The 23,231-nt window shown below is 47.9% G+C and carries 27 protein-coding genes and 1 tRNA gene; 14 read left to right on the forward strand and 14 right to left on the reverse strand.

The genetic code is table 11. The features are described from left to right. Window positions 1-46 precede the first annotated feature (46 nt). Entirely contained in the window at window positions 47-442 is a 396-nt protein-coding gene (locus HZB75_00735; protein QQG51022.1) for a hypothetical protein, read from the reverse strand. Between the two features lie 336 nt (window positions 443-778). After that, entirely contained in the window at window positions 779-985 is a 207-nt protein-coding gene (locus HZB75_00740) for a hypothetical protein (GenBank protein QQG51023.1), read from the reverse strand. Between the two features lie 288 nt (window positions 986-1,273). Between HZB75_00740 and HZB75_00745 the strand changes: the two genes are divergently transcribed. The 5 genes from HZB75_00745 to purF all read left to right on the forward strand — a co-directional run bounded on the left by HZB75_00745 (window position 1,274) and on the right by purF (window position 4,958). Beyond that, a tRNA-Lys gene (locus HZB75_00745) sits at window positions 1,274-1,350 on the forward strand. A 323-nt stretch (window positions 1,351-1,673) separates the two neighbouring features. Beyond that, window positions 1,674-2,231 carry a G5 domain-containing protein gene (locus HZB75_00750; GenBank protein ID QQG51024.1) on the forward strand — a complete coding sequence of 186 codons (558 nt, stop codon included), beginning with the start codon at window positions 1,674-1,676 and terminating at the stop codon, window positions 2,229-2,231. A gap of 67 nt (window positions 2,232-2,298) precedes the next feature. Beyond that, a complete protein-coding gene (locus HZB75_00755; protein QQG51025.1) occupies window positions 2,299-3,024 on the forward strand; it encodes a YebC/PmpR family DNA-binding transcriptional regulator in 726 nt (241 codons plus the stop codon). A gap of 14 nt (window positions 3,025-3,038) precedes the next feature. Beyond that, the gene (ruvC, locus tag HZB75_00760; GenBank protein QQG51026.1) at window positions 3,039-3,515 is read left to right on the forward strand and encodes a crossover junction endodeoxyribonuclease RuvC; all 477 of its coding nucleotides are present in this window, start codon (window positions 3,039-3,041) and stop codon (window positions 3,513-3,515) included. A 51-nt stretch (window positions 3,516-3,566) separates the two neighbouring features. Then, a complete protein-coding gene (purF, locus tag HZB75_00765) occupies window positions 3,567-4,958 on the forward strand; it encodes an amidophosphoribosyltransferase (GenBank protein ID QQG51027.1) in 1,392 nt (463 codons plus the stop codon). Here purF and HZB75_00770 read toward each other — a convergent pair whose 3' ends face one another. Beyond that, window positions 4,959-5,954, reverse strand: coding sequence for a phosphatidylserine/phosphatidylglycerophosphate/cardiolipin synthase family protein (locus HZB75_00770; GenBank protein QQG51028.1), 996 nt, complete (start codon window positions 5,952-5,954; stop codon window positions 4,959-4,961). 49 nt (window positions 5,955-6,003) lie between these two features. Here HZB75_00770 and HZB75_00775 point away from each other — a divergent pair, with 49 nt between their 5' ends. Then, window positions 6,004-8,259 (forward strand): penicillin-binding protein, encoded by a 2,256-nt coding sequence (locus HZB75_00775; GenBank protein ID QQG51029.1) that lies wholly within the window; start codon window positions 6,004-6,006, stop codon window positions 8,257-8,259. 22 nt (window positions 8,260-8,281) lie between these two features. Next, window positions 8,282-8,857, forward strand: coding sequence for a Holliday junction branch migration protein RuvA (ruvA, locus tag HZB75_00780; protein QQG51030.1), 576 nt, complete (start codon window positions 8,282-8,284; stop codon window positions 8,855-8,857). On the opposite strand, the gene HZB75_00785 is transcribed toward ruvA, so the two are convergent. Beyond that, the gene (locus HZB75_00785) at window positions 8,854-9,429 is read right to left on the reverse strand and encodes a hypothetical protein (protein QQG51031.1); all 576 of its coding nucleotides are present in this window, start codon (window positions 9,427-9,429) and stop codon (window positions 8,854-8,856) included. The two genes, ruvA and HZB75_00785, sit on opposite strands and share 4 nt — an antisense overlap. Window positions 9,430-9,509: 80 nt before the next feature. Continuing rightward, entirely contained in the window at window positions 9,510-10,142 is a 633-nt protein-coding gene (locus HZB75_00790) for a class I SAM-dependent methyltransferase (GenBank protein QQG51032.1), read from the reverse strand. Between the two features lie 125 nt (window positions 10,143-10,267). Between HZB75_00790 and HZB75_00795 the strand changes: the two genes are divergently transcribed. The 3 genes from HZB75_00795 to HZB75_00805 all read left to right on the forward strand — a co-directional run bounded on the left by HZB75_00795 (window position 10,268) and on the right by HZB75_00805 (window position 12,787). After that, window positions 10,268-10,837 (forward strand): hypothetical protein, encoded by a 570-nt coding sequence (locus HZB75_00795; protein QQG51033.1) that lies wholly within the window; start codon window positions 10,268-10,270, stop codon window positions 10,835-10,837. Between the two features lie 92 nt (window positions 10,838-10,929). After that, on the forward strand, window positions 10,930-11,958 hold the full coding sequence (gene ruvB / locus HZB75_00800) for a Holliday junction branch migration DNA helicase RuvB (GenBank protein ID QQG51034.1): 1,029 nt from the start codon (window positions 10,930-10,932) through the stop codon (window positions 11,956-11,958). Between the two features lie 7 nt (window positions 11,959-11,965). After that, window positions 11,966-12,787: a PH domain-containing protein gene (locus tag HZB75_00805; GenBank protein ID QQG51035.1), complete on the forward strand. Its 822-nt coding sequence runs from the start codon at window positions 11,966-11,968 to the stop codon at window positions 12,785-12,787. Window positions 12,788-12,793: 6 nt separating this feature from the next. On the opposite strand, the gene HZB75_00810 is transcribed toward HZB75_00805, so the two are convergent. Beyond that, a complete protein-coding gene (locus HZB75_00810) occupies window positions 12,794-13,180 on the reverse strand; it encodes a hypothetical protein (GenBank protein QQG51036.1) in 387 nt (128 codons plus the stop codon). Between the two features lie 67 nt (window positions 13,181-13,247). On the opposite strand from HZB75_00810, the gene recA reads away from it, so the two are divergent. Together recA and HZB75_00820 are read left to right on the forward strand one after the other, a co-directional pair. Then, window positions 13,248-14,285 (forward strand): recombinase RecA, encoded by a 1,038-nt coding sequence (recA, locus tag HZB75_00815; protein ID QQG51037.1) that lies wholly within the window; start codon window positions 13,248-13,250, stop codon window positions 14,283-14,285. A gap of 56 nt (window positions 14,286-14,341) precedes the next feature. Further along, window positions 14,342-14,974, forward strand: a complete 633-nt coding sequence (locus HZB75_00820; GenBank protein ID QQG51038.1) for a RecX family transcriptional regulator — start codon at window positions 14,342-14,344, stop codon at window positions 14,972-14,974. Here the strand turns inward: HZB75_00820 and HZB75_00825 are convergent. From HZB75_00825 to HZB75_00860, 8 genes are read right to left on the reverse strand one after another with little or no spacing between them, the layout of a single operon-like run. Continuing rightward, complete coding sequence (locus tag HZB75_00825; protein ID QQG51039.1) at window positions 14,971-15,549, reverse strand: hypothetical protein; 579 nt, start codon at window positions 15,547-15,549, stop codon at window positions 14,971-14,973. The genes HZB75_00820 and HZB75_00825 overlap by 4 nt on opposite strands. A 27-nt stretch (window positions 15,550-15,576) precedes the next feature. After that, window positions 15,577-15,864 (reverse strand): hypothetical protein, encoded by a 288-nt coding sequence (locus HZB75_00830; GenBank protein ID QQG51040.1) that lies wholly within the window; start codon window positions 15,862-15,864, stop codon window positions 15,577-15,579. Window positions 15,865-15,874: 10 nt separating this feature from the next. After that, a complete protein-coding gene (locus tag HZB75_00835; GenBank protein ID QQG51041.1) occupies window positions 15,875-16,483 on the reverse strand; it encodes a hypothetical protein in 609 nt (202 codons plus the stop codon). Further along, window positions 16,480-17,037, reverse strand: a complete 558-nt coding sequence (locus tag HZB75_00840) for a PilN domain-containing protein (protein QQG51042.1) — start codon at window positions 17,035-17,037, stop codon at window positions 16,480-16,482. Before HZB75_00840 ends, HZB75_00835 begins: the two co-directional genes overlap by 4 nt. After that, complete coding sequence (gene pilM / locus HZB75_00845) at window positions 17,034-18,089, reverse strand: pilus assembly protein PilM (GenBank protein QQG51043.1); 1,056 nt, start codon at window positions 18,087-18,089, stop codon at window positions 17,034-17,036. Before pilM ends, HZB75_00840 begins: the two co-directional genes overlap by 4 nt. Window positions 18,090-18,145: 56 nt before the next feature. After that, complete coding sequence (locus HZB75_00850) at window positions 18,146-19,378, reverse strand: type II secretion system F family protein (GenBank protein ID QQG51044.1); 1,233 nt, start codon at window positions 19,376-19,378, stop codon at window positions 18,146-18,148. 2 nt (window positions 19,379-19,380) lie between these two features. Then, the gene (locus HZB75_00855) at window positions 19,381-21,159 is read right to left on the reverse strand and encodes a type II/IV secretion system protein (protein QQG51045.1); all 1,779 of its coding nucleotides are present in this window, start codon (window positions 21,157-21,159) and stop codon (window positions 19,381-19,383) included. A 54-nt stretch (window positions 21,160-21,213) separates the two neighbouring features. Beyond that, entirely contained in the window at window positions 21,214-22,233 is a 1,020-nt protein-coding gene (locus HZB75_00860) for a hypothetical protein (protein ID QQG51046.1), read from the reverse strand. A 71-nt stretch (window positions 22,234-22,304) separates the two neighbouring features. Between HZB75_00860 and tsaE the strand changes: the two genes are divergently transcribed. Together tsaE and tsaB are read left to right on the forward strand one after the other, a co-directional pair. Beyond that, window positions 22,305-22,760: a tRNA (adenosine(37)-N6)-threonylcarbamoyltransferase complex ATPase subunit type 1 TsaE gene (tsaE, locus tag HZB75_00865; GenBank protein ID QQG51047.1), complete on the forward strand. Its 456-nt coding sequence runs from the start codon at window positions 22,305-22,307 to the stop codon at window positions 22,758-22,760. Next, complete coding sequence (gene tsaB, locus HZB75_00870) at window positions 22,757-23,143, forward strand: tRNA (adenosine(37)-N6)-threonylcarbamoyltransferase complex dimerization subunit type 1 TsaB (protein QQG51048.1); 387 nt, start codon at window positions 22,757-22,759, stop codon at window positions 23,141-23,143. The genes tsaE and tsaB overlap by 4 nt, the downstream gene beginning before the upstream one ends. The last annotated feature ends 88 nt before the right edge of the window (window positions 23,144-23,231 follow it).

The following is a 23,231-nucleotide window of genomic DNA, read 5'->3' on the forward strand; positions in this document are numbered from 1 at the left end:
TACTGGCTACCTCTTAGCTTTTTGGCTTCTGTCTATATAAATGCGCCTAGTATGTAGACTTTGTTTTACTATTTACCTTGTCTTGACTGTAAGTTACAGTGATCACTGCTTTATCGATAAACACGCTGCCGTATGTACAAATCTCAGTCTTGCCTAAATACTCACTACTATTTTCGGTGCAGCTTTCCGAATCTTTGTTGGTAACCTTCTCGACTTGAGCTTTGGTCATGCCATTCTTGATCTTTCCATATACAGCGTCAACATTCCATTCCGCTGGCGTTTCTTCTTTTGGCGTTTCTGTCACGGGTGTTGTGGGTGTCGAGGTGTTTGATGATTGATTGCCGTTGGCCGAGGTTCCGACGATAGCAATCAAAAAGATGATGCCGATCCATACCCAGACTCTTTTGTACCAGGCTTTTTTAAATTTATCGTTTTTGTCCATTGGGACGCCTCCTTTAGTTATTTTTGTGTTGTCCCAATAAAAAAGGACAACCATTGCAGGTTGTCTAGACTCTTCAAAGCAGGGATAAACCTAACTTCTAGCAACAGTTGCCCATTTCTAAAGTTAGGGGATAAATAGCCCTGCTGAATTGAAAAGTCTAGACGGGGTTATTATAGCATTCTGTTATCAAAAATGCATTAAGCTCTTAGAAATATGTGTCATTCTCTAGCCTCCTCGGGACTTGCGACAATGGCTCCTAGTGGAGTGGTCTGTGGTCAAGTAAAGCAACAAAAAAGCCCCGTTCTCGGTTCGGGGCTATAACTTGCTAGCGTATTGCTATCGTTTCTTTGCGCTGCCGTAAGGGCTTTGGTTGGTCGGCTTTAGACTAATGCCTAACTTCGACGCCTGGCTCTGCACTGAGCCGGGAGTGCGACCAAGCTTGAGACCCGCTACGCGCGTAGGCGTGTTGCCTTTTGCCAGCGACCGTAGTTGCTGGTTCTGGGCGGATGTCCAAGCTTTGCCGGAATTTTTAGGGGCTGCCATTTTGGCGAGACCTCCTTTCGGCGAGACCTAAATAAAAAAGCATGGTCGGTCTCACTGGCTTACTACCAGCGTGACCGAGCCACACTAATAGTAGGCTGTTTAGTCTCCACGCTTTTACTCGACTCCACCTCGATGGAGCATCTATATTATATAACACTTCTTATGCTTACGCACTATATTAAATGATATGCTTTTTATCTGCTTATGTGCTTGAGCTCATAGCCGCATCCTAATAGACATTGACAGAACACCCCTTAAAATGCTATTTTATTTAGGTGGCAAAGCTATGGGCCCATAGCTCAGCTGGTTAGAGCACCTGCCTTTTAAGCAGGGTGTCGTGAGTTCAAGTCTCACTGGGCCCTCCATAGAAAACGACTCATCGAAAGATGGGTCTTTTTCTATGGATTTGGATGTTCAAGATTTTAAGAGTACTATTTTAATATAAAATTAAGAAAAGGAGCGTTGAGTGTTTAGAAAGGTCGTTGTTATTGGGCTGCTGTTTATTATGGGTTTCAGTGTAGTAACTAATTCAGCTGAAGTCTACGCCCATCGTAGTGGATGCCATCGCTGGCATTCATGCCCGAGCGACTCGGGGAGCTATTCATGCGGAGACTGGGGTTATAGCAATTATTGCAGCGCACCTTCATACGTTTATCAACCGACCATTACGACAAAAAGTATTGTCTCAATGAAGAAAATATCACGCCCTGTAGAGACTCGATCAAACGATAATGAATACCCAGACTATAAGAGGATAATCAAAAAAGGATCAGATGGCACGTCTAGGTCGATCGTTGAGGTTACGTACACTGATTACGTTGAGACATATCGAACTGATCCTGCGGTGGAGGTTATTAAAAAACCTACGCCAAAAATAATTGAGCAGGGTACTCGCTTGAGACCGACAGGCTTTGTAACGGGTGTCGAGAAGGTGCAAGACGAAGGGTGGTTCGGATGGAATAAGGGCAAGTTCCATATCAAAGGCGATTACGTGGCCTCTAGCGAAATAACTCTCATTGTTAATGACAGGGTGGTAGATGTTACTAGAGTGAACGACGAGGGCCATTTCGGGTTTAAATATATAACAGTAAAAAATGAAGACAGAATTGCCATAGGGACGAATGATGGTAGAAGTTGGTTCTGGGAACCTCCCAAGACAACAAGGGTGTCTGAAAAGTATATTTTTAATGATGTTGATGTTAGTCTTTTGTCTGAGTACGATTCCATTCACGATAGTGTCAAGTAGGTTAGAATTTCGTCTCCATATCTGTTATAATAAAGAAAACATACCGACTTAAACCACGGAGATTCTTATGTCAGGACACAGTAAATGGTCAACCATCAAGCGAGAAAAGGGTGCTAAAGACGCCAAGCGTGGTGCTGTATTTACCAAAATCGGTAACTTAATTGCTATTGCGGCACGTAGTGGTACTGACCCTACTATGAACTCAGCGCTTGCCCTTGCAATCGAAAAAGCAAAACAGGCAAACATGCCAAATGCTAACATTCAGCGCGCAATCGATCGCGTGAGTGATAAAAACGCAGCCGTAATGGAAGAGGCGACTTACGAAGGTTATGGTCCGGGTGGTATTGGTATTATTGTAGAAGTCGCGACCGACAACAAGAACCGAACATACCCAGAAGTGCGGAGTGCGTTCACTAAAAACGGCGGAAGTATGGCAGAGCCAGGCAGTGTTGCATTTCAATTCACGCGCAAGGGTGTGATTAATGTTGCCGCAACTGGCGAAGACGCTCTTTTGACGATACTAGATGCTGGTGCGGAAGATGCTGTTGAAGAAGAGGGTGAAATTATTGTTTACACCGACCAAAAAGAACTTGCGAAGGTTCGTACGGCAATTATTGAAGCAGGGCTAGAGGTAAAAGGTGCGGAGCTGCAATATGTTCCGAACGCACAAGTACCAGTTGACGATCCTGAGGTTGCCAGAAAAGTATTGAAGCTTTTGGACGCACTAGACGATCACGACGATGTGATGAATGTGCACACAAATGCCGATATCATAGTTGAACTCAACGAATAGACTATACTTTATATATGAGAATAATCGGAATCGACCCGGGCACGGGAATACTGGGGTTTGGGGTTGTTGATTTTGTAAATGGCAAGGCTCGCATGGTAACGGCGGGGGTTATTACCACACCCGCGCATACGGCGCTAGATGTACGGCTAGAAGAGATTTTTGATGGCCTAACGGATATTATTGCCGAAACAAAGCCCGAGGTTATGTCGATAGAAAAGCTGTTTTTCTCGCAGAATGTTACGACGGCCATGAGCGTATCGCACGCGCGTGGCGTTGCTATGCTAACGGGGCGCAAGGCAAAGCTGCCGATTGCTGAATATACGCCACAGCAAATAAAACAAACGCTTACGGGCTATGGCAAGGCAGATAAAAAGCAGGTGCAAGAAATGGTCCGGATTCACCTGGGGTTAAAAGAAGTGCCAAAACCAGATGACTGCGCTGATGCGCTGGCGGCGGCTATTACGCATTCGATGATGAGCCGCGGGCAGTAGCTTTTTGTGTGATACGATAGAAATCTATACTGTTTGATTGAAAGGGGACGCGTGACCACAACCAGCCAACTAACTGAAAAGTGTGCGGTAGCAGGGGTGTGGGGTAGCGCAGTGGCAGCCGAAAAAACGCGGGATATGCTAGAGGCATTGCAGCACCGTGGGCAAGATGCAACGGGGGTTGTAACGCTAAATGGCGGCATGTCGCGTTATGTAGAGCTGGGGTTGGTGGCGGATGCGTATCCGCAGGCGGTGCTAGAAGAGTTGGTGGGTGATATTGCGATAGGACACAACCGCTACGCGACATCGAGCCATGCGCACGATTTGGAACATGTGCAGCCATTTGCCGATGAAGATGCGCAGTGGGCGCTGGCGCACAATGGGAATTTATCTGTAACAAAACCGCTGGTTGAGTTTTTGAACGAAAAGAACGTAGCTATAGATGATTTGAACGATTCGGGTATGATGCACGCGGCGATCGGCTGGTATTTACGTGCAGGGTCTAGTATGGAGGATGCAGTGGCAAAATCGTACCCGCTATTTGTGGGTGCTTTTTCGTGTGTGGCTATTTGTGAGGGCAAGTTGTTGGCGTTTCGCGACGGGCACGGAATACGCCCGCTTTCGTATGGCAAATTGCCGGGCGGCGGATATGCGGTTGCCTCGGAAACTCGCGCGCTTGATGCGCTGGGTGCGGTAGAACAAGCGGACATTGGGCCGGGCGAACTGCTGGTAGTAGATGAAAACGGCGCTCGAACTGTGGCGATAGTAGAACCAACGCCAAAGCTGGATATTTTTGAGCTTGTGTATTTTGCGCGTGGCGATAGCCGGCTGTGCGGCCGGGTGGTAGAAGATATACGGCGTGATTTTGGTGCGCAATTGGCGCGTGAATGTCCGGTAGAGGGTGAGGCGATTGTAGTGCCAGTGCCGCGTTCGGCCGTATCGGCAGCCGAGGGATATGCGCAGGTGAGCGGCCACGTATATGCCGATGGAATTGAGCGTGCAAACAGGCTGCGAACGTTTATTCGCCCCGATCAAGAATCGCGTAAAATGGCGGTTCGCCAGAAGCTTATTCCTAAACCCGAAGTACTGGGTGGTAAGCGCGTGGTGCTTATTGAAGACTCAATTGTACGCGGCACAACGCTGGGCGTATTGGTGGCAATGCTACGCGAGGCTGGTGCCAGCGAAGTGCATGTGCGAATTAGTTCGCCACCTGTTTTGTACCCCAACTTTTACGGAATCAACATGCCATCGCAATCGGAGCTAATTGCGCACGGGCGCACGGTAAATGATGTGTGCGAAAAGATAGGTGCTGATTCGCTTGGGTATCTTTCGGTAGAGGGAATGCTGCAGGCGACAGGGCAGCCCGCGGATACGTTCGATACCTCCGTTTTTACCGGTGAGTATCCAATAGATATTGGCGATCACCAAAACGAAATAACGCGCTAGTTATTTTACGTGGGTTTCGAGGAATTTTTCGATTTGTTTTACGATAGACGGCTCGGTTGTTTCGAGCGCTACCTCGCGCGTGCCAAACAACACGCCGCTGTGGGCAAAATTGTGCGAGCCAGTAATGGCAATTTTTTCGCCGCTTGGCATGGTAAAAATAATAAACTTGGCGTGAACGTATTTTTTGTGACGATATAACGTGCGTAGTCCGGTGCGAACTTGCGCGAACCAAATCAGCAAACGAGTGGCGGGGTAGGTGTTTTTCGGCTGGTTAAAATAAATGTCGGAATCACCAAGTTTTAGCAGCGCGGCAAGTTCGCCGGTAGGGCAGTACTGTGTAACGACGACTGAGTGTTTGGCGGTGGCGGCAAGTTCGAGAATGCGGTTATAAATAATAGAATCTCGCGGCCGGCCGCTATCGACATAAATCGTTCCGTAGGGTGTTTTTGCCATAAAACCCGGGTACTGGAGGTGGTGGCTAGAGACAACGGCAAGATGCTGCTCGTATAATTGCTCGGCCAAAAGGGGATCGGGGGAGCGAAGCATAAAATCGGTGCTGTCTATCCCCTCTTTGTATAAATTGACGCCACCAAAACTATAGGTAGTGGTATCGACAATCGACCATTTAATATGTGTTAAGCCCCTGAATGGATTTATTTTGTGGCGGCGGCCAAGCCAGGTAAATGTAACACCTGCCCGCTTTAACTGGTTTGCCATAGTGGTGGCATTGCGCGAGTCGCGTGCGAATCGTTTAAAAGGTGAGAAATAGCCACCAAATTCGTTGTAGGTAAAGACATCGACGGCTATATTGACATCGACCCCGCGTTTTGCGGCTGCTTTTAGCGCCAAAACAAGCTTGTGGGTTGAAGGGTCGTCGGTAAGGGTAAGGCACATAATCGCGACACGGCTTTTGGCTTTGGTAACGCTGTCGGTGAGATCGTTTATGTACTGGGTAGAGGTGAGAAGTTTAAAGTTGGTTTTTGTGTTTCGTCTCATACGATTACAAGTATAGTGTACTTTAAGTAAAACATACTATAATACGAGTATGATTCGTCAAGGAAAATACACGAAAAAGGTGACCAAAGTCACCCAGATGAAGCGTGCCCTAAAGCGTCGATGGCGCTGGTTTATGGGGCTTTCCAAGAAGAAAAAAGCACTGCTTATTGCAACACCTATCCTGGCTTTCTTGATTTTGACTCCCCTGCTCACCTATCTTTATTATTTCAATGATATCGGTGACCAAGAGCGCCTGATGAACCGTAATAATACGGGCGTTGTACTAATGGATAGAAACGGTAAGACTTTTTACAGTACTGGCCGCGCCGAACATCGCGACCTTGTGCCGCTTGATAAGATTTCGACCAATGTGAAAGAGGCACTGATAGCGGCAGAGGACAAGGACTTTTACAACCATGGCGGGTTTTCGATAGAGGGAATTATGCGCGCGGTGTATGGCACGGTGACGTCACAAGAGGCGTATGGTGGTGGATCGACGCTGACGCAGCAGTTGGCTAAGAACACGCTACTTTCGGCTGATTATTCGTATATTCGTAAATATCAAGAATTGGCAATTTCGATAGCGATTGAACAGCGTTATAGTAAAGATCAGATTTTAGAAATGTATCTTAACTCGGCATTTTTTGGCGGGACGATATTTGGTATAGAAGATGCGGCGAAGGCGTACTTTAATAAGGCGCCAAAAGATTTAACCCTTGCCGAGAGTTCGATGCTGATTGGTATTTTGCCAGCGCCAAATGCGTACTCGCCGACGCTTGGTAACCCGCAATATGCAAAAGAGCGCCAAGAAACGGTGCTGACCCGCATGGTGACAAACGGGTATATTACCGAGGCCGAGAAAACCACGACACTAGCGAAAAAGCTAAAATACGCACCTATGAACGACACTAACGACAGCGAAGCGCCGCATTTTGCCGAGATGGTTTTGGAAGATTTGTATGCAAACCATGGTGGTGAAGAAACGGTAATACGTTCGGGCTACCAGGTAAAAACCACGCTTGATTTAGAATTGCAGCGCAAGCTTAAAAAGAATATCGATAACCACGTGAGTTACATAGAAATGAACGGTGGTTCAAACGCTGGCGGTGTTGCAATTGACCCGGCGTCGGGCGAGATTCGCGCACTAGTAGGAAGCGTGGATTGGAACAATAAAAAGTGGGGCAATGTGAATATGGCTACCACACCGCGCCAGCCGGGATCGAGCTTTAAGCCTATCTACTACAGCGAGGCGTTGGCGCAGGGTCTTATTACGCCGGCCACAATTCTTGCCGATGTTCCGACTGATTTTAATGGCTACAAACCGCAAAATGCCAACCGAACATTCAGCGGTAATATTTCGGTGCGAAACGCCCTTGCCCGCTCGCTTAACATTCCAGCAGTAAAGGTTATGGAAAAGCTGGGCGTTGAGCGTTCGGTAGAGGCAGCGCGTCGCATGGGAATTACTGCTATCGAGGAAAATAAAGAGTATGGATTGTCGCTTGCGCTTGGATCGGCCGAAGCGCCACTGGTGCAGATGACAAACGCCTACGCGGCATTTGCAAACCAGGGGAAGCAGTTTAATACATCGGTAATTCGTGAAATTGATAACAAGTACGACGACACGATATTTGTAAGCACCGAGAAAAGTCGAGAGGTTATTAGCGAAGAAGGCGCGTTCTTGATATCGAGCATACTTTCGGATAACAATGCGCGCGCACCAATATTTGGTTCGTCGCTGACGGTTTGGGGGCATACTGCGGCAGTTAAAACCGGTACAACCGACGACCAGCGCGATGCCTGGACAATTGGCTACACGCCACAACTCGCCGTGGGAGTATGGGTGGGGAATAATAACAATGCCACTATGCTAAACGGTGGGTCGGGCATGGCAGGGCCAATTTGGGTAAATACCATGAGCCAGGCGCTTGCAGGCGTTGCCGATACTAAATTTACGATGCCAAGCGGTGTTATACAAAAACCGATTTGTTACGGATCGGGCGGACTCGCGAGCGGATCGGGAACAAACACCTATAACGAATTCTTCCTCTCCTCTGCCCTTCCAACGGCAACATGTTCGCCGACTCAAAAAGAGACAAAGACGGAAGAGAAGCCGAAGGATGAAGGCGACACCGATCAAGATCAAGACGCGGGTACCGATGGTGGTGATGGCACCGGTGATACTGGTACCGATAACGGCGATGGTACGACACCTCCGGTAGATGACGGCACCGATCCTGGAGCGGGCGATGGAGACACGGGGACTGATCCTGTTGTCGATCCGGTGACCGACCCCGTAACGCCGTAATCTGTGGCATAATAGGTAACATATGATTGCACATGTTTCTGGAATAGTGGCCGAAAAGTTTAACTCGTCGATAATTGTCGACGTGAATGGTGTTGGTTACGAAGTGGCGGTGGCGCTGGGCGATTTTGAGCGCTCGCTTATTAACGAGCCGGTGAAGTTTCATACGTACCATCACATTCGCGAACAGTCACAGGAGCTGTTTGGCTTTACCAGCTTGGCGGCAAAAAAGCTGTTCGAAATGCTGATTACCGTGCAAGGTGTGGGGCCAAAGGCGGCGCTGGCGATTCTTAGTTTGGGCGAAAGCGAAACGGTGCGCAACGCAATTGCCAATGGCGATGTCGTGTTTATTACGAAGGCCAGCGGAGTAGGCAAGCGAATTGCCGAGCGTGTGGTTGTTGATCTTACCGATAAGGTAGGATTAGCGCTGCGTACTACTGTTGATAGCGTGGGAGTATCGCGCCAGATTAATCAAACCGACGAAGCGCTAGAGGCGCTCATGGCACTTGGATACAATTTGAACGACGCGACACGTGCGCTTGAAGGGATTTCGACCGAACTTTCTACAGCCGATCGTGTTACGCAAGCCTTAAAGGGCTAAACTTCTTCTGTTGGGCGAATAGGGCTGCGGCTTTTTGCAAGGCGCGCTTCGCGGGATTCGGCAAGTATGCCCCTAAAGTGCGCGCGAATAAGTGCGCGCATAAGAACTTTTTCTTGTTTTGAAAAGCTGTAATCAACTGGCTTGAGCTTGGCGAGAAGCATGCTGAGCTCGGTAAGTTCAAGATCGGCGAGATTGATAGAGTGGACGTAGTGAATGTGCTTTTTTATAGTGTCGCGGGGAAGTGGCGCAAGGGATTCGGCAAAATTGGGCGCTCCGGTCATAAGGATAGGCCGGTTTTTTAGCATGGCGTAGATAATTTGCGTTGCGATTTCGGTGTCGATTGGCGAATCGTTGTAGACGATATGAAACGGTGAACTTGCGATAGATTGATAAAAAGCAAGCTCACGGTCGTAGTGCCGCCATTGAGCCTTCGCGTCTGTCTCATAAAAAAGCGACTCATCCTGAGAAGGGTGAGCCACTTTAATACCAATAAGTGAAAGAAGTGATTTGAGCGCGTAGAGCGCTGTATTACCTGGACGAATGTTGCCGCTGATTTGTGTAAAATCGTTCATTATGTGTCCTCATTAGGTTTATGAGGCAATTATACACATATAATGAGTAATTGTGCAAATGTACAATAAAAAAAGAAGCCTTAGGATTCGGATTTCTGGGCGATTATGTGTGTCCAAACGTGCGTCGGAAGATCTCCCTGGACTCCATCATCGACTGCCACGAGCGTGAAGCCGGCGTGCACTACGGCGTCGCAAATCTCGTGAGGCTGCCAGTAGTTGATGTATCGCTTGTCGTTAAACTTCTCGTTTACCCACTCATCATCTTCACCCTGCTTTATGTTAAACGCAAGAACTCCGCCGTTGTTCAGGGCCTGGTAGATATTCTCAAGCGCTGCGTCGACTTGAGTATCTGTAAGGTGTGGAAAGACGGCGTTTGCATAAATCATGTCGTACTTACCTTCAATCTTATCTTCGGTGACATTAATCGTTAAGGCTGGTTCGCCAAGGCTTTTAAGATGCTCGACGAAGTTAGGTGTCGCGTCACTACACTGAACGCTATAACCTTTGCTGCGAATATAGTTTGCATCTCGCGGAGTAGCACTCCCAATCTCGAGTACGTGGCCGCCCTTTTTAATCTCTGCTAGGGCCCGGTCAATCCACAGGATAAGCCACTGCTGGACTACGCCATCGTGCGACGAAGGTGTTGCGCGTATATAATCTGCTGTGTGATTATTGTATGTTGTTAAGGTAATTTTGTTTGAGTCTTCTTGCATTGATAATATTGCTTTTCGATTTAAAGATGGTATAGATAATTGTTGACGTTTATGATATGATTTAATCAGTAACAATTATTGATATTTTACAACATTATCGAACTGTTTAAAAGAGGTAAGGCAAAATGAGAGTCCATCTAATTACATCACGCGAAAGCCTGGTTAATAATGAGCATGTTCTGCGCGCCATTATGAAGACAATCGACGACCAGAAGCACACGCTTGCGAGTGACTGGATTGGCGAAGCGCTTGAGTGGCTTCGTTCGAATGACTATTCTGCGGCCGACTGGAAGCGTATCTACAAAGAGAGTTTAGAGCGTATAGCAGCCTCAGATGTAGTAGTAGCCGAGGTGAGTTACGAAAACTTTGGTGTTGGCTATCAAATTGCTGCAGCTGTGCAACAGAAAAAGCCCGTTCTATTGTTACGAAGCGATAGTGCCGACAAGAACGTCTTTGTTCGGGGTGTTGAAGATGGATGGGTGAAATATGCCGAATACGGTAAGATTCCGGTTGAAGAGATAATTTCTGATTTCTTAGCTGAAAACGATATTACGACGAAAGATATGCGTTTCAACTTCTTTATTGACCGCCCAATTTACAACTACCTTAGGTGGTCGGCGCTTAAAACTGGCAAAACCAAGGCCGAAATCCTGCGTGAGCTCGTTCAGCACGAAATCGACAAAAAAGAACTCTAGATTTAATCGGGTAATTCTTTTACGTCTTCAGCTACGGTGCGCAGATGTGTTTTTGATGGTATAATAGACATAATGATGAATAGGGCGCGGTAATGGCTGTAGAACGCATTGTAGATACAAGTGTGCACGACGATGACTCGGATGAGCAACAGATCGAGGTTACTTTGCGTCCGCAGACATTTGCAGATTATATCGGCCAAGAGCGCTTAAAAAAGAACTTGAAGCTGGCAATCGAGGCGGCAAAAAAACGCAGTGAACCGATTGACCACGTTCTGTTATATGGCCCTCCTGGCCTGGGCAAGACAACAATGGCGACGGTAATTGCCAACGAAATGGGAACGAATATTCGCATTACGGCTGGTCCGGCGATTGAGCGTGCAGGCGATCTTGCGAGTATTCTTACTAACTTAACAGATGGTGACGTACTATTTATCGACGAAATCCACCGCCTAAGCCATGCTGTCGAAGAGGTGCTTTATAGTGCCATGGAAGATTTTAAACTCGATATTGTTATTGGTAAGGGGCCGGCTGCTAGAAGTGTCCGCTTAGACTTGCCCAAGTTTACCGTAATTGGTGCAACGACTCGCACTGGCGCGCTTACTGCGCCGCTGCGTGACAGGTTTGGGCATATTTATCGCCACGAATTTTACACGCCCGAAGAAATTTCACGGATTATCGCAAGGTCATCGGGAATTCTAGAGAGCAAAATCCACCCGAGTGCAGCCGAAATGCTTTCAACCCGCGCGCGCCTGACTCCGCGTATTGCTAACCGCCTGCTAAAACGAGTGCGTGACTATGCCGATGTAAATGGCGATGGAATTATAGATACGGCCATTGCTACCGATGCGCTAGCTATGCTAGAGGTTGATGAGCTGGGGCTTGATCCGGCTGACCGCAATCTCCTCACGAGCATTATTGATAATTATGGCAACAAGCCGGTAGGGTTGAATACGATCGCCGCACTTACTGGCGATGAAGCCACGACGATCGAGGATTTTTACGAGCCATACCTTTTGCAGCTTGGATTTATAGAGCGCACCCCACGCGGCCGACGCGTAACGCATAAAGCGTATAAACACCTAGGTAAAGCGGCGCCGGAAATCGACGAAAAATTGGTATAATAAGAGTATGAACGATCAACCGAATCCTCCTGTTCAGCCAGTTCAGACACCCGATCCGCAAAAGCCTGTTGCTTATGACAGCGAGGGAAGGCCGCTTTATGCTGCGCCACAAGTAGCGCAAGCGCCGCCGCCTATTGCGCCAGCGGCAGCACCAACACAGATGCCAACTCCTGTCGCAGGCCAGGCCGAGCCGCAACCGCAGTATGTTCACATGAGCCGCGCTGTTGATCCTGTAGAACAACCGATATCTCCAGAGGTGAAAAAACGCCACGACGAATCTATGAAGGCATTTCCGTTTTTGAACCTGAGCGATGCTGAGTTTGTGATTAGTGCTGTCCGCAGGCATCCGATTGGGCTTATTATCCCCGTAGGAATTACTGCATTCCTTATCACGATATCCGCATCGATGCTGATTAATTACACGCTCATTATGCAGTATTTTGGTATTCTTGACGCGCCAAATCCTGCAATGGTGTACTTTATTGGTACACTGTTTATTCTTTTGGTGGGCATTGGTGGCTATATTGCGGTGTGGGTATATATGAATAACAAGTTTTTCTTAACGAACGAAAGTGTTATTCAAGAAATTCAGACCAGTCTTTTTTCGCGGCACGAACAGACGGTGAGCCTTATCAATATCGAAGATGCGAGTTTTCAACAGCATGGTATTTTGCAGACCATGCTTAACTATGGTTCGATTCGCCTTAGCACCGAGGGTGATGAAACAACCTACCGGTTTGAATACGTTTCAAACCCAAAAGAGCAGATTGCAACGCTTAATAATGCTGTCGAGGCGTTCAAAAACGGCCGACCTGTTTTGAACGATTAACGTAATCTAGCGATTAGTTTTTGTGTAGGCGGCTTCTTTTTCAAGTTCGGCAGTGAGCTTGTAGCCCTTACACTTTTCGTTGTCGCAGCCAGTAGCTTCGTAGCGATAGTCTGAGCCTTGTTCGTTCATTTTAACACCGTCTGGGTCGGTGAAAAGGCTAGCATCCATAGTGGTGAGTGTTTTACTGTCGATTTTCGATGGGTAGTAGCCGTTTTGCTCGTAGAAGGCCTCTTCTAGGCTGTAATACATGGCATTAACGGCAGTTTTTCGCTGGTCGTCGCGCTGCGTTGCTGATAAGTTATTTTTTTGTACGAGGAGCAGTGCCGTGGCTGCCGCGAGGAATGCGACAACAACGATGATTTCTATGACGGTAAACCCTTGAGAACGTTTCATTACCTCTATTATAGCAAATTATGCGGCGGCAACGTATAATAGAAAGTGATAAAGAGAGGGAATTTTTATGGCGAAAAAAGCTGAAAAGGCAGAAATGGCTGAAAAAGCAACGAATAACGAGGGTAAGCTAAAAGCGCTTGGCCTTGCGATGGATCAAATCACCAAGCAATTTGGTGACGGCTCAATTATGAAATTAGGAGATACTCACAAAGCTGATGTTGAGTTGGTATCCTCTGGCGCGTTAAGTCTTGACTTGGCACTTGGCGGGGGTTACCCGCGCGGCCGTATTATAGAGATTTATGGTCCTGAAAGCTCTGGTAAGACAACACTTACGCTTCATGCAATTGCCGAGATTCAGCGTCTTGGTGGCACGGCGGCGTTTATCGATGCCGAGCACGCGCTTGACCCGGCATACGCAAAACGTCTTGGTGTCGACACCGACAACTTGCTTGTTAGCCAGCCAGACAATGGTGAGCAAGCACTTGAGATTGCCGAGACATTGGTTCGATCTAACGCGGTTGACCTTGTGGTTGTGGACTCGGTTGCGGCACTTGTGCCACAGGCCGAAATCGACGGCGACATGGGTGATAGTCACATGGGTCTTCAGGCTCGTTTGATGAGCCAGGCACTGCGCAAGCTAACTGGTATTATCAACAAAAGCAAAACAACAGTTATCTTTATTAACCAGATTCGTATGAAAATTGGTGTTATGTTTGGCAACCCAGAGACAACTACCGGTGGTAATGCGCTCAAGTTTTATGCATCGGTACGTCTTGATATTCGCCGAACAGGGCAGATTAAATCAGGCGAGGATATAGTGGGCAACCGCACGAAGGTGAAGATCGTGAAGAACAAGATCGCACCTCCTTTCCGTGTTGCCGAGTTTGATATCATGTACAACGAAGGTATTTCTAAGACCGGTGACGTTCTCGACCTCGCAGTGCAGCATGGTATCGTAGGTAAGGCCGGTGCGTGGTTTGACTACAACGAGGCAAAGATTGGCCAGGGCCGCGAAGCAAGCAAGGTGTATCTAAAAGAACACCCTGAGGTTCTAATAGAAATCGACGAGAAGGTTCGCGCGAAGGTCGCCGAACTAGAAGCGTAATAGCGAAAAGGCGGACTTGGCACTCAGGTCCGCCTTTGCTATAAGGGGCAAGTTGCATGAAAATTACTGGCGTTTCGGCACAGCAAAAAGATAAAAACCGTGTGAATATCATGGTTGATGGAAAATACAGGTTTAGCCTGGATATTTTTCAGTATGCCGAACTGGGTATTCGAATAGGCCGGGATTATACCGACGAAGAGCTGACGGCGTTTGAAACCGAAAGCCAGTTTGGCAAGGCGTACGCTAGGGCGCTCGAGTATTGTCTTATGCGCCCGCATTCTGCCAAGGAAATGCGCGACTATCTTTACCGGAAAACCCGGGATTCGCGCACCAAAACAGGTGATGTTAAAAAGGGATTGTCGCCGGATATCACTGCTAGGGTGTTCGACAGGCTTGTTGAAAAGGGGTATATTGACGACGAAAAGTTTGCGCGCTACTGGGTAGAAAACCGCAGCCTTACAAAAGGGGCGAGCTACCGCAAGCTAACGGCCGAGCTGCGCAGTAAAGGCGTGGCGAGTGGTATTATTGAGCGTTTTTTGAGTGAATCCGAACGATCAGATGAAGACGAGATACAAAAGATTATCGCAAAAAAACGGTCGCGGTATCCAGATGATCAGAAACTTATGCAGTATCTTGCCCGCCAGGGGTTTGGGTATGACGATATTAAACAGGCGCTTGCTAGCGACTAATCCCGTTCGACGTGTTCGGCTTGGGTGTTAGGGTTTTTGCGGAACGGGTTGTGATAGGCGCCTTGAACAGTTTGTACAACCGTCTGTTTTTTTACCTCGGAGTTGACGACAATAGCAGAGTTATTAATTTCGGTAATTTGCGTGCGGTGAATAAGCAGGTGTGTGTCGCCAAAGCTTTTTAGCAAGGGGCGCTTAACACTTAGTTGTTGCACGACAAAGCCGGTGGTTTCGATAGTATAACCGTCTATTTTGCCGAGCTTGTTCTTTTTTGTATCGATGACTTGCATACCCAAAAGCTTGAAGCCAAGTTTGTAGATATCGTTCAGTTTAATAATATCGTCAGGTGAAACAAATTCATCACTCGAATCGACAATTAAGCCAATGTCGCTAAATTCTCGCACATCAGCAATCCGAAGAAGAGAGGGGTGAGAATTGAGAAGTGGACCGGAAAGTTCGTAGGCGACGATTTCGAGTGTACGAGGGTCGATAACGGCGGCGCTGGTGCGCGCAAGCTCGCCACCGGTTTGGAGACCCATGACCGGTGCATCTATAAGGCGGGATCCAGCGATTAGCATACTATTAGTATAAACGTTTTTACGTCACTACTCAACAAAGGGATTAACGCGGCCTTTAGAGAGATCGAGGTCATCGCCGGACTGGTCGCTTGTTTTGAGATTTTTTACGCGCTCAATAGTTTCTTGGTCAAATGTCGCACCAGTGGTTTGGGTGTATTCACTCGTGTCAGAAGAGAGAACGACGATATTATTAAGGACGAAAATGGCGGCAGCGACACCTCCTAGCACGATAACAACAAAGATAATGACATGAAACCTGTGAAGAAAGGTGGCAAACATTTTTTTAATTGAGTCGAGAGAAATATTCATATTCATAATGGTTTTCCTATCGGATATAGACCTCAATACTTAGGGCTTCGCTGGTTATCTGATTATCGGTGCCGCGCGCCAACCCCACACGGGATATCTGCATTTTCGTCAGATTGTCTTCGATAGACTTTATGAAGCGAAGTAGCCGTGTGTAACTGACGGGATTTTTGAGCGTAATTGAGGCAGAGGTTGACTTGACGCCCGATGGCGCTGCGGGGGTTGTGGTTGTTCCGGATTTTGGTGTTGATGGCGTCGTAGGGGTTGCAGTACTTCCAGCCGAGAAGTCGATATTCGTAATCGTAACGCCAGCCTTTTTCGCGTAGCCGTTAAGATCTGTAATAATCTGGTTTTGGTACTGGTAGCTTTGGTTGTCGGCGACAATGTTGCGCGCTCGTTCTTTAACTTCTTTATTTTTCTCGAGTTCTTCTTGCACCTTTTGAAGCGCCTGAACGTTGTTTTGGCTAGAATTTGCCTCGGCCGTTACTTTACTGACCTCGCCAGCGTATGCCCGTAGTTGTTCGTTGATAAAATAAAGCGCACCACCGGCAAGCAACGTAATGGCGAAAAGCGAAAGAGATAGATAAAGGCGGAGCATTGAGGCGGTGAGAGTTTTACGTTTCATCATTTTGCTGCATCCTTTATGATCGTGATATTTAGGTTAACGGTAAACGGATATCCACTTGTGTCGCCTTCACCCGAAGAAATACTTTGAAAGTGGACATCCGAGAATAGCGGTGATTTTTGGAAAGAGTCTTTTAAAGCGATTGCCGCATTGTAGCTTTTAGCATGGGCGACAAGAGTTGTTTCGGTGCCGAATGTCTGTGCGTCGAGGCTGAGGTTTTCAAGAACAACACCCGATGGAAGAAGTTTAGAGATGCCCAGAATAACCTTAGTGTAGGCGACTTCGCGATCGATAATTTGCTTGGCGATTGCAAGGTCTGATTTAAACTGCGTCGCCTCGGCTTCTACAGATGAGAAGCTGCTTACTTTTGTTGTGTTTTGATTGATCGTGTTTTCGGCGGCGGTTTTTGTTGTTGTAAGATAGAAAAATGTGATTCCAACAGCGACGGCAAGAAAGCCGACTGCTGCAATAAGTAAAATATTATAACGCACAAGAAGCGTGTTGGAGCGTGCCGCCCGAAGCTGGCGCTTTTCTTCGTGGGGGAGAAGATTTATCATTTCCACACCTCTTTTTGATCAACGCTAGCAAGGCCCGCTACGGTAATATAACGCGGACGGAACTGTTTGCTTGGCTGAGGTAGTTTACCAAAATCAAGCTTTTGCCAAGGGCTAGCCACGCGAGCAGGCATAACAAGCTCATTGGTAAAGTAATCACCGATTCCCGGCACATTACTACCGCCACCCACAACGATTACCTGCTCTAGCTTGCGGTCATCGCGAAGACGTTCGTTGTAGTAACGGATAACCTTGCGAATTTCGGTGACGATACGCTGAAGGCTGGGTTGAAGGGCAGTGGTGATTTTTGCCTGGCGTGGCCCGGCACTAAGGCCGTTGAGGACCTTTAACTGGTGAGCGTTTTCTAGTGCGACACCAAGCTTTTTGGCGATATCGAGCGTAAATGTGTTGCCCCCGATACCAAGGCCGCCGCTAACGCGAATCGCACCACCATCGAGCACGGCGATATCGGTACTAGCGGGGCCGATATCGACGATAAGCGTTGGAAGGTGACCTTCTTCGGTGGATTGTAATACGCGTGCGACAGAGTTGATGCCCGGTTCGATCATGATAGGTTGTAGTCCAGCCGATTTGACCGCCTCGACACAGCTATCGACAAGAACCTTAGGTACGGCCGACATGATTGCTGTAAGTTGATCGTTTGTCCGTTCGATAATTTCGTAATCAACGTAAAGTGAGCCCATTGGAATAGGAATATACTGGTCGACCTCTATTTCTACGGCATCGGCAAGCGTCGCTTCGTTTTTTGGCGGGATAGTGAACGTACGCGAGAAGGTGCGACTTGTTGGTATGCCTAGTGCCACTTGGTCGCTCGGCAATTGACCGACAAGCTTTTCACCTATAAGTGCGCGAATGTTTTCGGCAAGATACTGGTCGCCCGATTCAAGGGATTTTTGCACCTTTGCAGGATCAAGATCGACCGAGCCGTACCCTGTAACAAGCCATTTTTTTGGGTCGACAGCCATGACCTTGATACCAGTTTGACTGATATCAAGTCCGATGATTGGCTTGTCGTTATAAAATAATTTTGCCACTACTATCGCCCACTCTTCTTTACATACCAGTATACCATGAGCGGTTTAATTTTTGCCTAACTCTTAATGCTTTGAGCGAGGCCGGCAATCGGCATCATAACACTGGCGGCGATGATACCGACCATGCCACCCATGACAACAATCATGACTGGTTCGATGATGGCGCTGATACCGTCGATTGCGACATCAACCTCTTCTTCGTAGAAATCGGCAACTTTCAAAAGAACAGTGTCTGTTTGACCGGTTTCTTCACCGACCGCGAGCATCTGAGAAACGATAGCCGGAAACAATGGATCTGATTCGATAACAGATGAAAGTGTGGCGCCGTTCTTTACCGAATCGGCGGCTGCCACAAGCGCTTCTTCGTAAACGACATTACCAACAGCGCGCGCCGTAACGTTTAGTGCCTCAAGTACAGCAACGCCGGCTCCCATAAGCGCCGAGAAGGTGCGGGCGAACCTAGCAACGGCTACTTTAACGATAATGCCCTTTACTCCGGGAACCTTAAGGATAAAGTGATGAAGCTGCGACTTGCCTTGTGGTGTTTTGATGTACCGCAAAAACAATACGATGCCGCCAATAAAGATAGGGAAGACAATATACCAAAAAGTCGTTAGAAACCCACTAAGCGCAAGCATGGCTTGGGTAAGCGCAGGCAGCTCGGCGTCTGGCCCGCCAAGGTCGGTAAGAATAGTGCCGATTTGCGGAATAACAAAAAGCATGAGTCCAAAAAACGCCAAAATTGTTATACCAACAAGCACCATTGGATAGGTCATGGCACTTTTGATTTTTTTGCGGATGGTAGCATTTTTTTCTTGTTGCATGGCAAGACGCTTCAGAATCTCATCGAGAATACCGGCAGCCTCGCCAGCGCGAACCATGTTAACGTATACGTCGCTAAAAACATTGTTGTGTTTATCAAGGGCGTCTGCCAAGGGTGCGCCGTCCTGGACATCTGAAATAATACTTTCGAGAACTTTCTTAAGCCCGGCGCTTTCGGTATGTTGCTGAAGTGAGTTAAGGGCGCGTAAAAGGGGTACGCCGGCACTTACCATGACGCTTAGCTGACGCGTAAAAATAACGAGGTCATCGGACTTTACTTTGTTGCCGTTAAAAATTTTGCCAAGGCTAAACTTACTGGCGGGGCCGGATGCCTCTTCTTTAACACTGACAGGGTGAAGCCCCTGCTCTTTAAGGCTGGCAATAACAGCGGCCCTGTCGGTTGTTTCTATGCTTCCAGTGATTGATGCGTTCTTTTCGCCTACGGCAATATACTTAAATTTCGGCATGATTATTCCTTGGTGACTCGCAGTACTTCTTCTATTGTTGTATTGCCACGAAGCGCCTTAACAAGGCCGTCGCTTTGCATTGTCACCATGCCTTCGTTTATGGCCTGGTCCTGAATTTGGTTGCTAGTGGCGTTGCTGGTAATGAGCCGCTGAATAGGGATGGTATTACCAAGTACCTCGTAAATACCTACGCGGCCTTTGTATCCGGTGTGGCTACATTCGTCACATCCTTCTGGTGAAGCTTTCCAAAGCGAAACAACTGTTTTTTCGTTGGTCGCAAGTGGTGTGTCGCCACCAACTTTCTCTTTGGCGGCTTGCATTTCAAGATCGTGAATATGGGCGAATGTTTGGTCGGGCTTTAGGTTGAACAGGCGCACGATAATGTCGATTTCGGGTGCTGTTGGCACGTAGTTTTGGCGGCAGTTCATGCAAAGACGTCGCACCAGTCGCTGTCCAACCACGGCCTTTACCGTGCTTGCAATAAGGAATGGTTCAATGCCCATATCGAGCAAACGCGGAAGCGACGTTGCGGCGTTGTTGGTGTGGAGCGTGCTAAACACCAGGTGTCCGGTAAGGGCAGCCTGCACGCCTAAGTTGGCCGTTTCGCCGTCACGGATCTCACCGACCATGATAATGTTCGGGTCTTGGCGAAGCAGGGCTCGAAGGCCACTAGCAAAGGTCATTCCCGCTTTCGCGTTCGTTTGTGTTTGGTTGATGCCTGGGATTTTATACTCTACAGGGTCTTCAACGGTAGAAATATTGACATCGGGCGTATTGAGGATCGTAAGAATACTAAAGAGGCTGGTCGACTTACCCGAACCGGTTGGGCCCGTAATAAGCACCATACCGTTTGGTTCGGTGAGCGCGAGCGAGATAACTTCAAGCGAGTGGCCCCAGTAACCAAGATCTTGCAAGGTGACAGCTTGGTTTGATTCGTCGAGAATACGCATGGCAACTTTTTCGCCGTCGACAACAGGTAGCGTGCTGACACGAAGGGCATATTGTTTGCCCGCAACCTTTATCTTGAAACGGCCATCTTGTGGCACGCGACGCTCGTCGATCTTAAGATTTGAAAGGATTTTGATACGACTAATAAGGGCGTTAACGACGTTTCGCGGAAGCCGGTTTACTTCTTTAAGCACGCCGTCGATACGATAGCGGATTTGCACGTAATCCTCGCGCGGTTCTATGTGAACGTCGCTGGCATTTGAACGGATTGCATATTCAAGCAAGAGGTTAACCGTTTGCGCGATTGGCGAGTTTTCGGCAACATCGGCCTCGGTGATGGTTTGGTTTTCGCTGCTTTCACGCTGTACGTCGATAACTTGGTTAAGCTCTTGGTTGACATCGCCACGGTAGTTTTCGAGACAGGTGAGGATATTATTGCGCGTGGCAATGTACAGCTTAATGTTTTCGCCAATTTGCTTTTGAATAAAGCTCACCGCCTGAACGTCATCTGGGTCGTCCATGGCAAGATGCATCGTGCCGTCTTCATCGATCTTGAACAAAACGGCGTTGTATTGCCGGGCTATTCGTTCGGGGATTTTATTAAGAACTTCAGGAACGATCTGCTGAGGATCAAGCTCGATATAGGGGATCTGAATATAGTCTGCGAATGCCTTTGTAAGGTCGGGAAGTGTCATGATCTCGTTTTGAATAACAAGATCTTGCAAAGGACGCCTTGAACGTGAGCCCTCTTCTTTAAGGGTTTTAATCTGCTCTTCGGTAGCGACGCCGCTGCGTTCGAGCAATTGTTCGATTGTGACATCTGAAATTCGCATATCGCTTATGCTCTATTGTACGCGACCACCCGCAAAAGTGCCACTCCCCAAACGCTAATAAACGCGCATGTCTTCGATGGCACTAGAGGTAAAGTCGAAACACTGCTTACCACTGCCAGAGCCCTCGAACTGTGACTCGTAGACGTAGCTGTCGTCGTAGGCATAGTTGCGATAACTCGTGCTATATCCACTGTTGCGGCTGGTGGTTTGGAATACGCCGCACACCTCGTAGGTACTGTCGGTCTTTTTTTCGTAGGTGATTTCAGAACTCTTCACGAGACCGTTGCCGTTTTCGGGCAAGCGCTTATTTGTGAGCGTGTTTTCGTAGACCGCAGTTACCGTTGCGGCTAGATCTTTCCGAAGCTGCTCGTCGTGGCTAGCGGGGCCTAATTGCATGACCGACATAATAAACAATGTTCCAAAGAGGGCGAGAAGAACGGGAATATGCGCCCAAACAACGATTTTGCGAAGTTTACCTTTGCCGAAGGCTGCGAACCCATAGGTAAGAATAACGACAAGGTTAAGCCCCATAATAAGCCCGGCACTTAGCTGAACACTATACTCACCCTGCGTAATAAGTGAAACGACAAGAGTGATTGCGGCGATCATAGCCGTGACACTATGAAGGCAAATGGTAATGATTGACCAGACTTTTCCAGGGATCAAATCTGGTGTTTTGCGAAGTTTAAGAAGGTAGAGGGTGAAGAATATGGCGTAGGGCACGAAGGTGACAATTGTGACAGCGATCATTGACGCTAATGTTTGGGTAGTGACATGAAGCCCAGAGAGCGAGGCGACAACTCCAGCGATAGTAACCGCAGATGACCCCACAAAAAACCAAAGAAGTACATGGTGAAGCGCGGCCATCATTGGAGAAAGCGATGGGCGGCTGCCTTGAGGGTGAGATTGTGCGATTGCTTGCTGGTCGCCGGATCCCTTTGGTACCTCAAGACCCAATAGAGCGGCTTCGGCAACGGCCGTATCCCAGCCTTGGGCGGTCAGAGCGCTACGTATTTGATCGTCTGAAAGACCTTTTTCTCTTGCTTGGCTCACGAATGTTTGTAGTTCTGGCATATTGTTTCCCGCCTATGTTTATGATGAAAGTATATCATAAATAGCCCCTGTGAGTGGTATAATAGTCGGGTATGACAATAGAGGTGAAGAGCGAAGCAGAAATGAAGACCCTTGGCGAAAAGCTGGGCTCTGTTTTGGTAGGCGGCGAGATTATTGAACTGATTGGTGATGTCGGCGCGGGTAAGACAACCCTTACGAAAGGGATTGCGCACGGCATGGGTGTCGATGAAGACGTGCAAAGCCCGAGTTTTACGATTAGCCGCGTGTACGACACCCCTTCGAATCTTCACCTGTCGCACTACGATTTTTATCGTCTTCACGATGCCGGTATTATGGCCGACGAACTGCACGAGACACTTCACGATCCTGATACGGTAACAATTATCGAATGGGCCGAGATTGTTGCTGGCGTTTTGCCAGTGGATCGGCTTTCGGTTCATATTACGTCGCCCGGCGAAACCGAACGACACATACTGTTGACCGCTGGCGGTCCGTCTAGCCAAGAACTTTTAGGAAAACTTTCATGATTTTATTACTCGACACTTCCACGCCCGTTTGTAAGCTCACTCTTGTCGATGGTGACTGGCGCTACGACGACCAATGGCAAGCCGATCGCCAACTGGCAAAAGGACTTTTGCAGTATCTACAAGAACAGTTGCAAAAAAATGGCAAGACATTTCAGGACATCACTGCGATAGGCGCGTTTACTGGTCCGGGTAGTTTTACGGGGCTTCGTATTGGACTTACCGTTTTAAACACGATTGCAGATTCTGAAAAGCTGCCGATTGTTGGTGCTGGCGGCGAAAACTGGCAATCAGATACTCTTGCCAGGTTGCAATCTGGTGAAAACGACCAAATTGTCCTACCGTTTTATGGCGGCGATGCACATATCACAAAACCGCGCAAATAAGCTTGCCTGACTGACGTAAAAAGCGCTACAATAAGAATAAGTCTATTATTAGACATTCATGAAACTTTTTGAAATTTCCAGTTATTGC

The organism is Candidatus Saccharibacteria bacterium, assembly GCA_016432585.1.
Taxonomy (GTDB): domain Bacteria; phylum Patescibacteriota; class Saccharimonadia; order Saccharimonadales; family Saccharimonadaceae.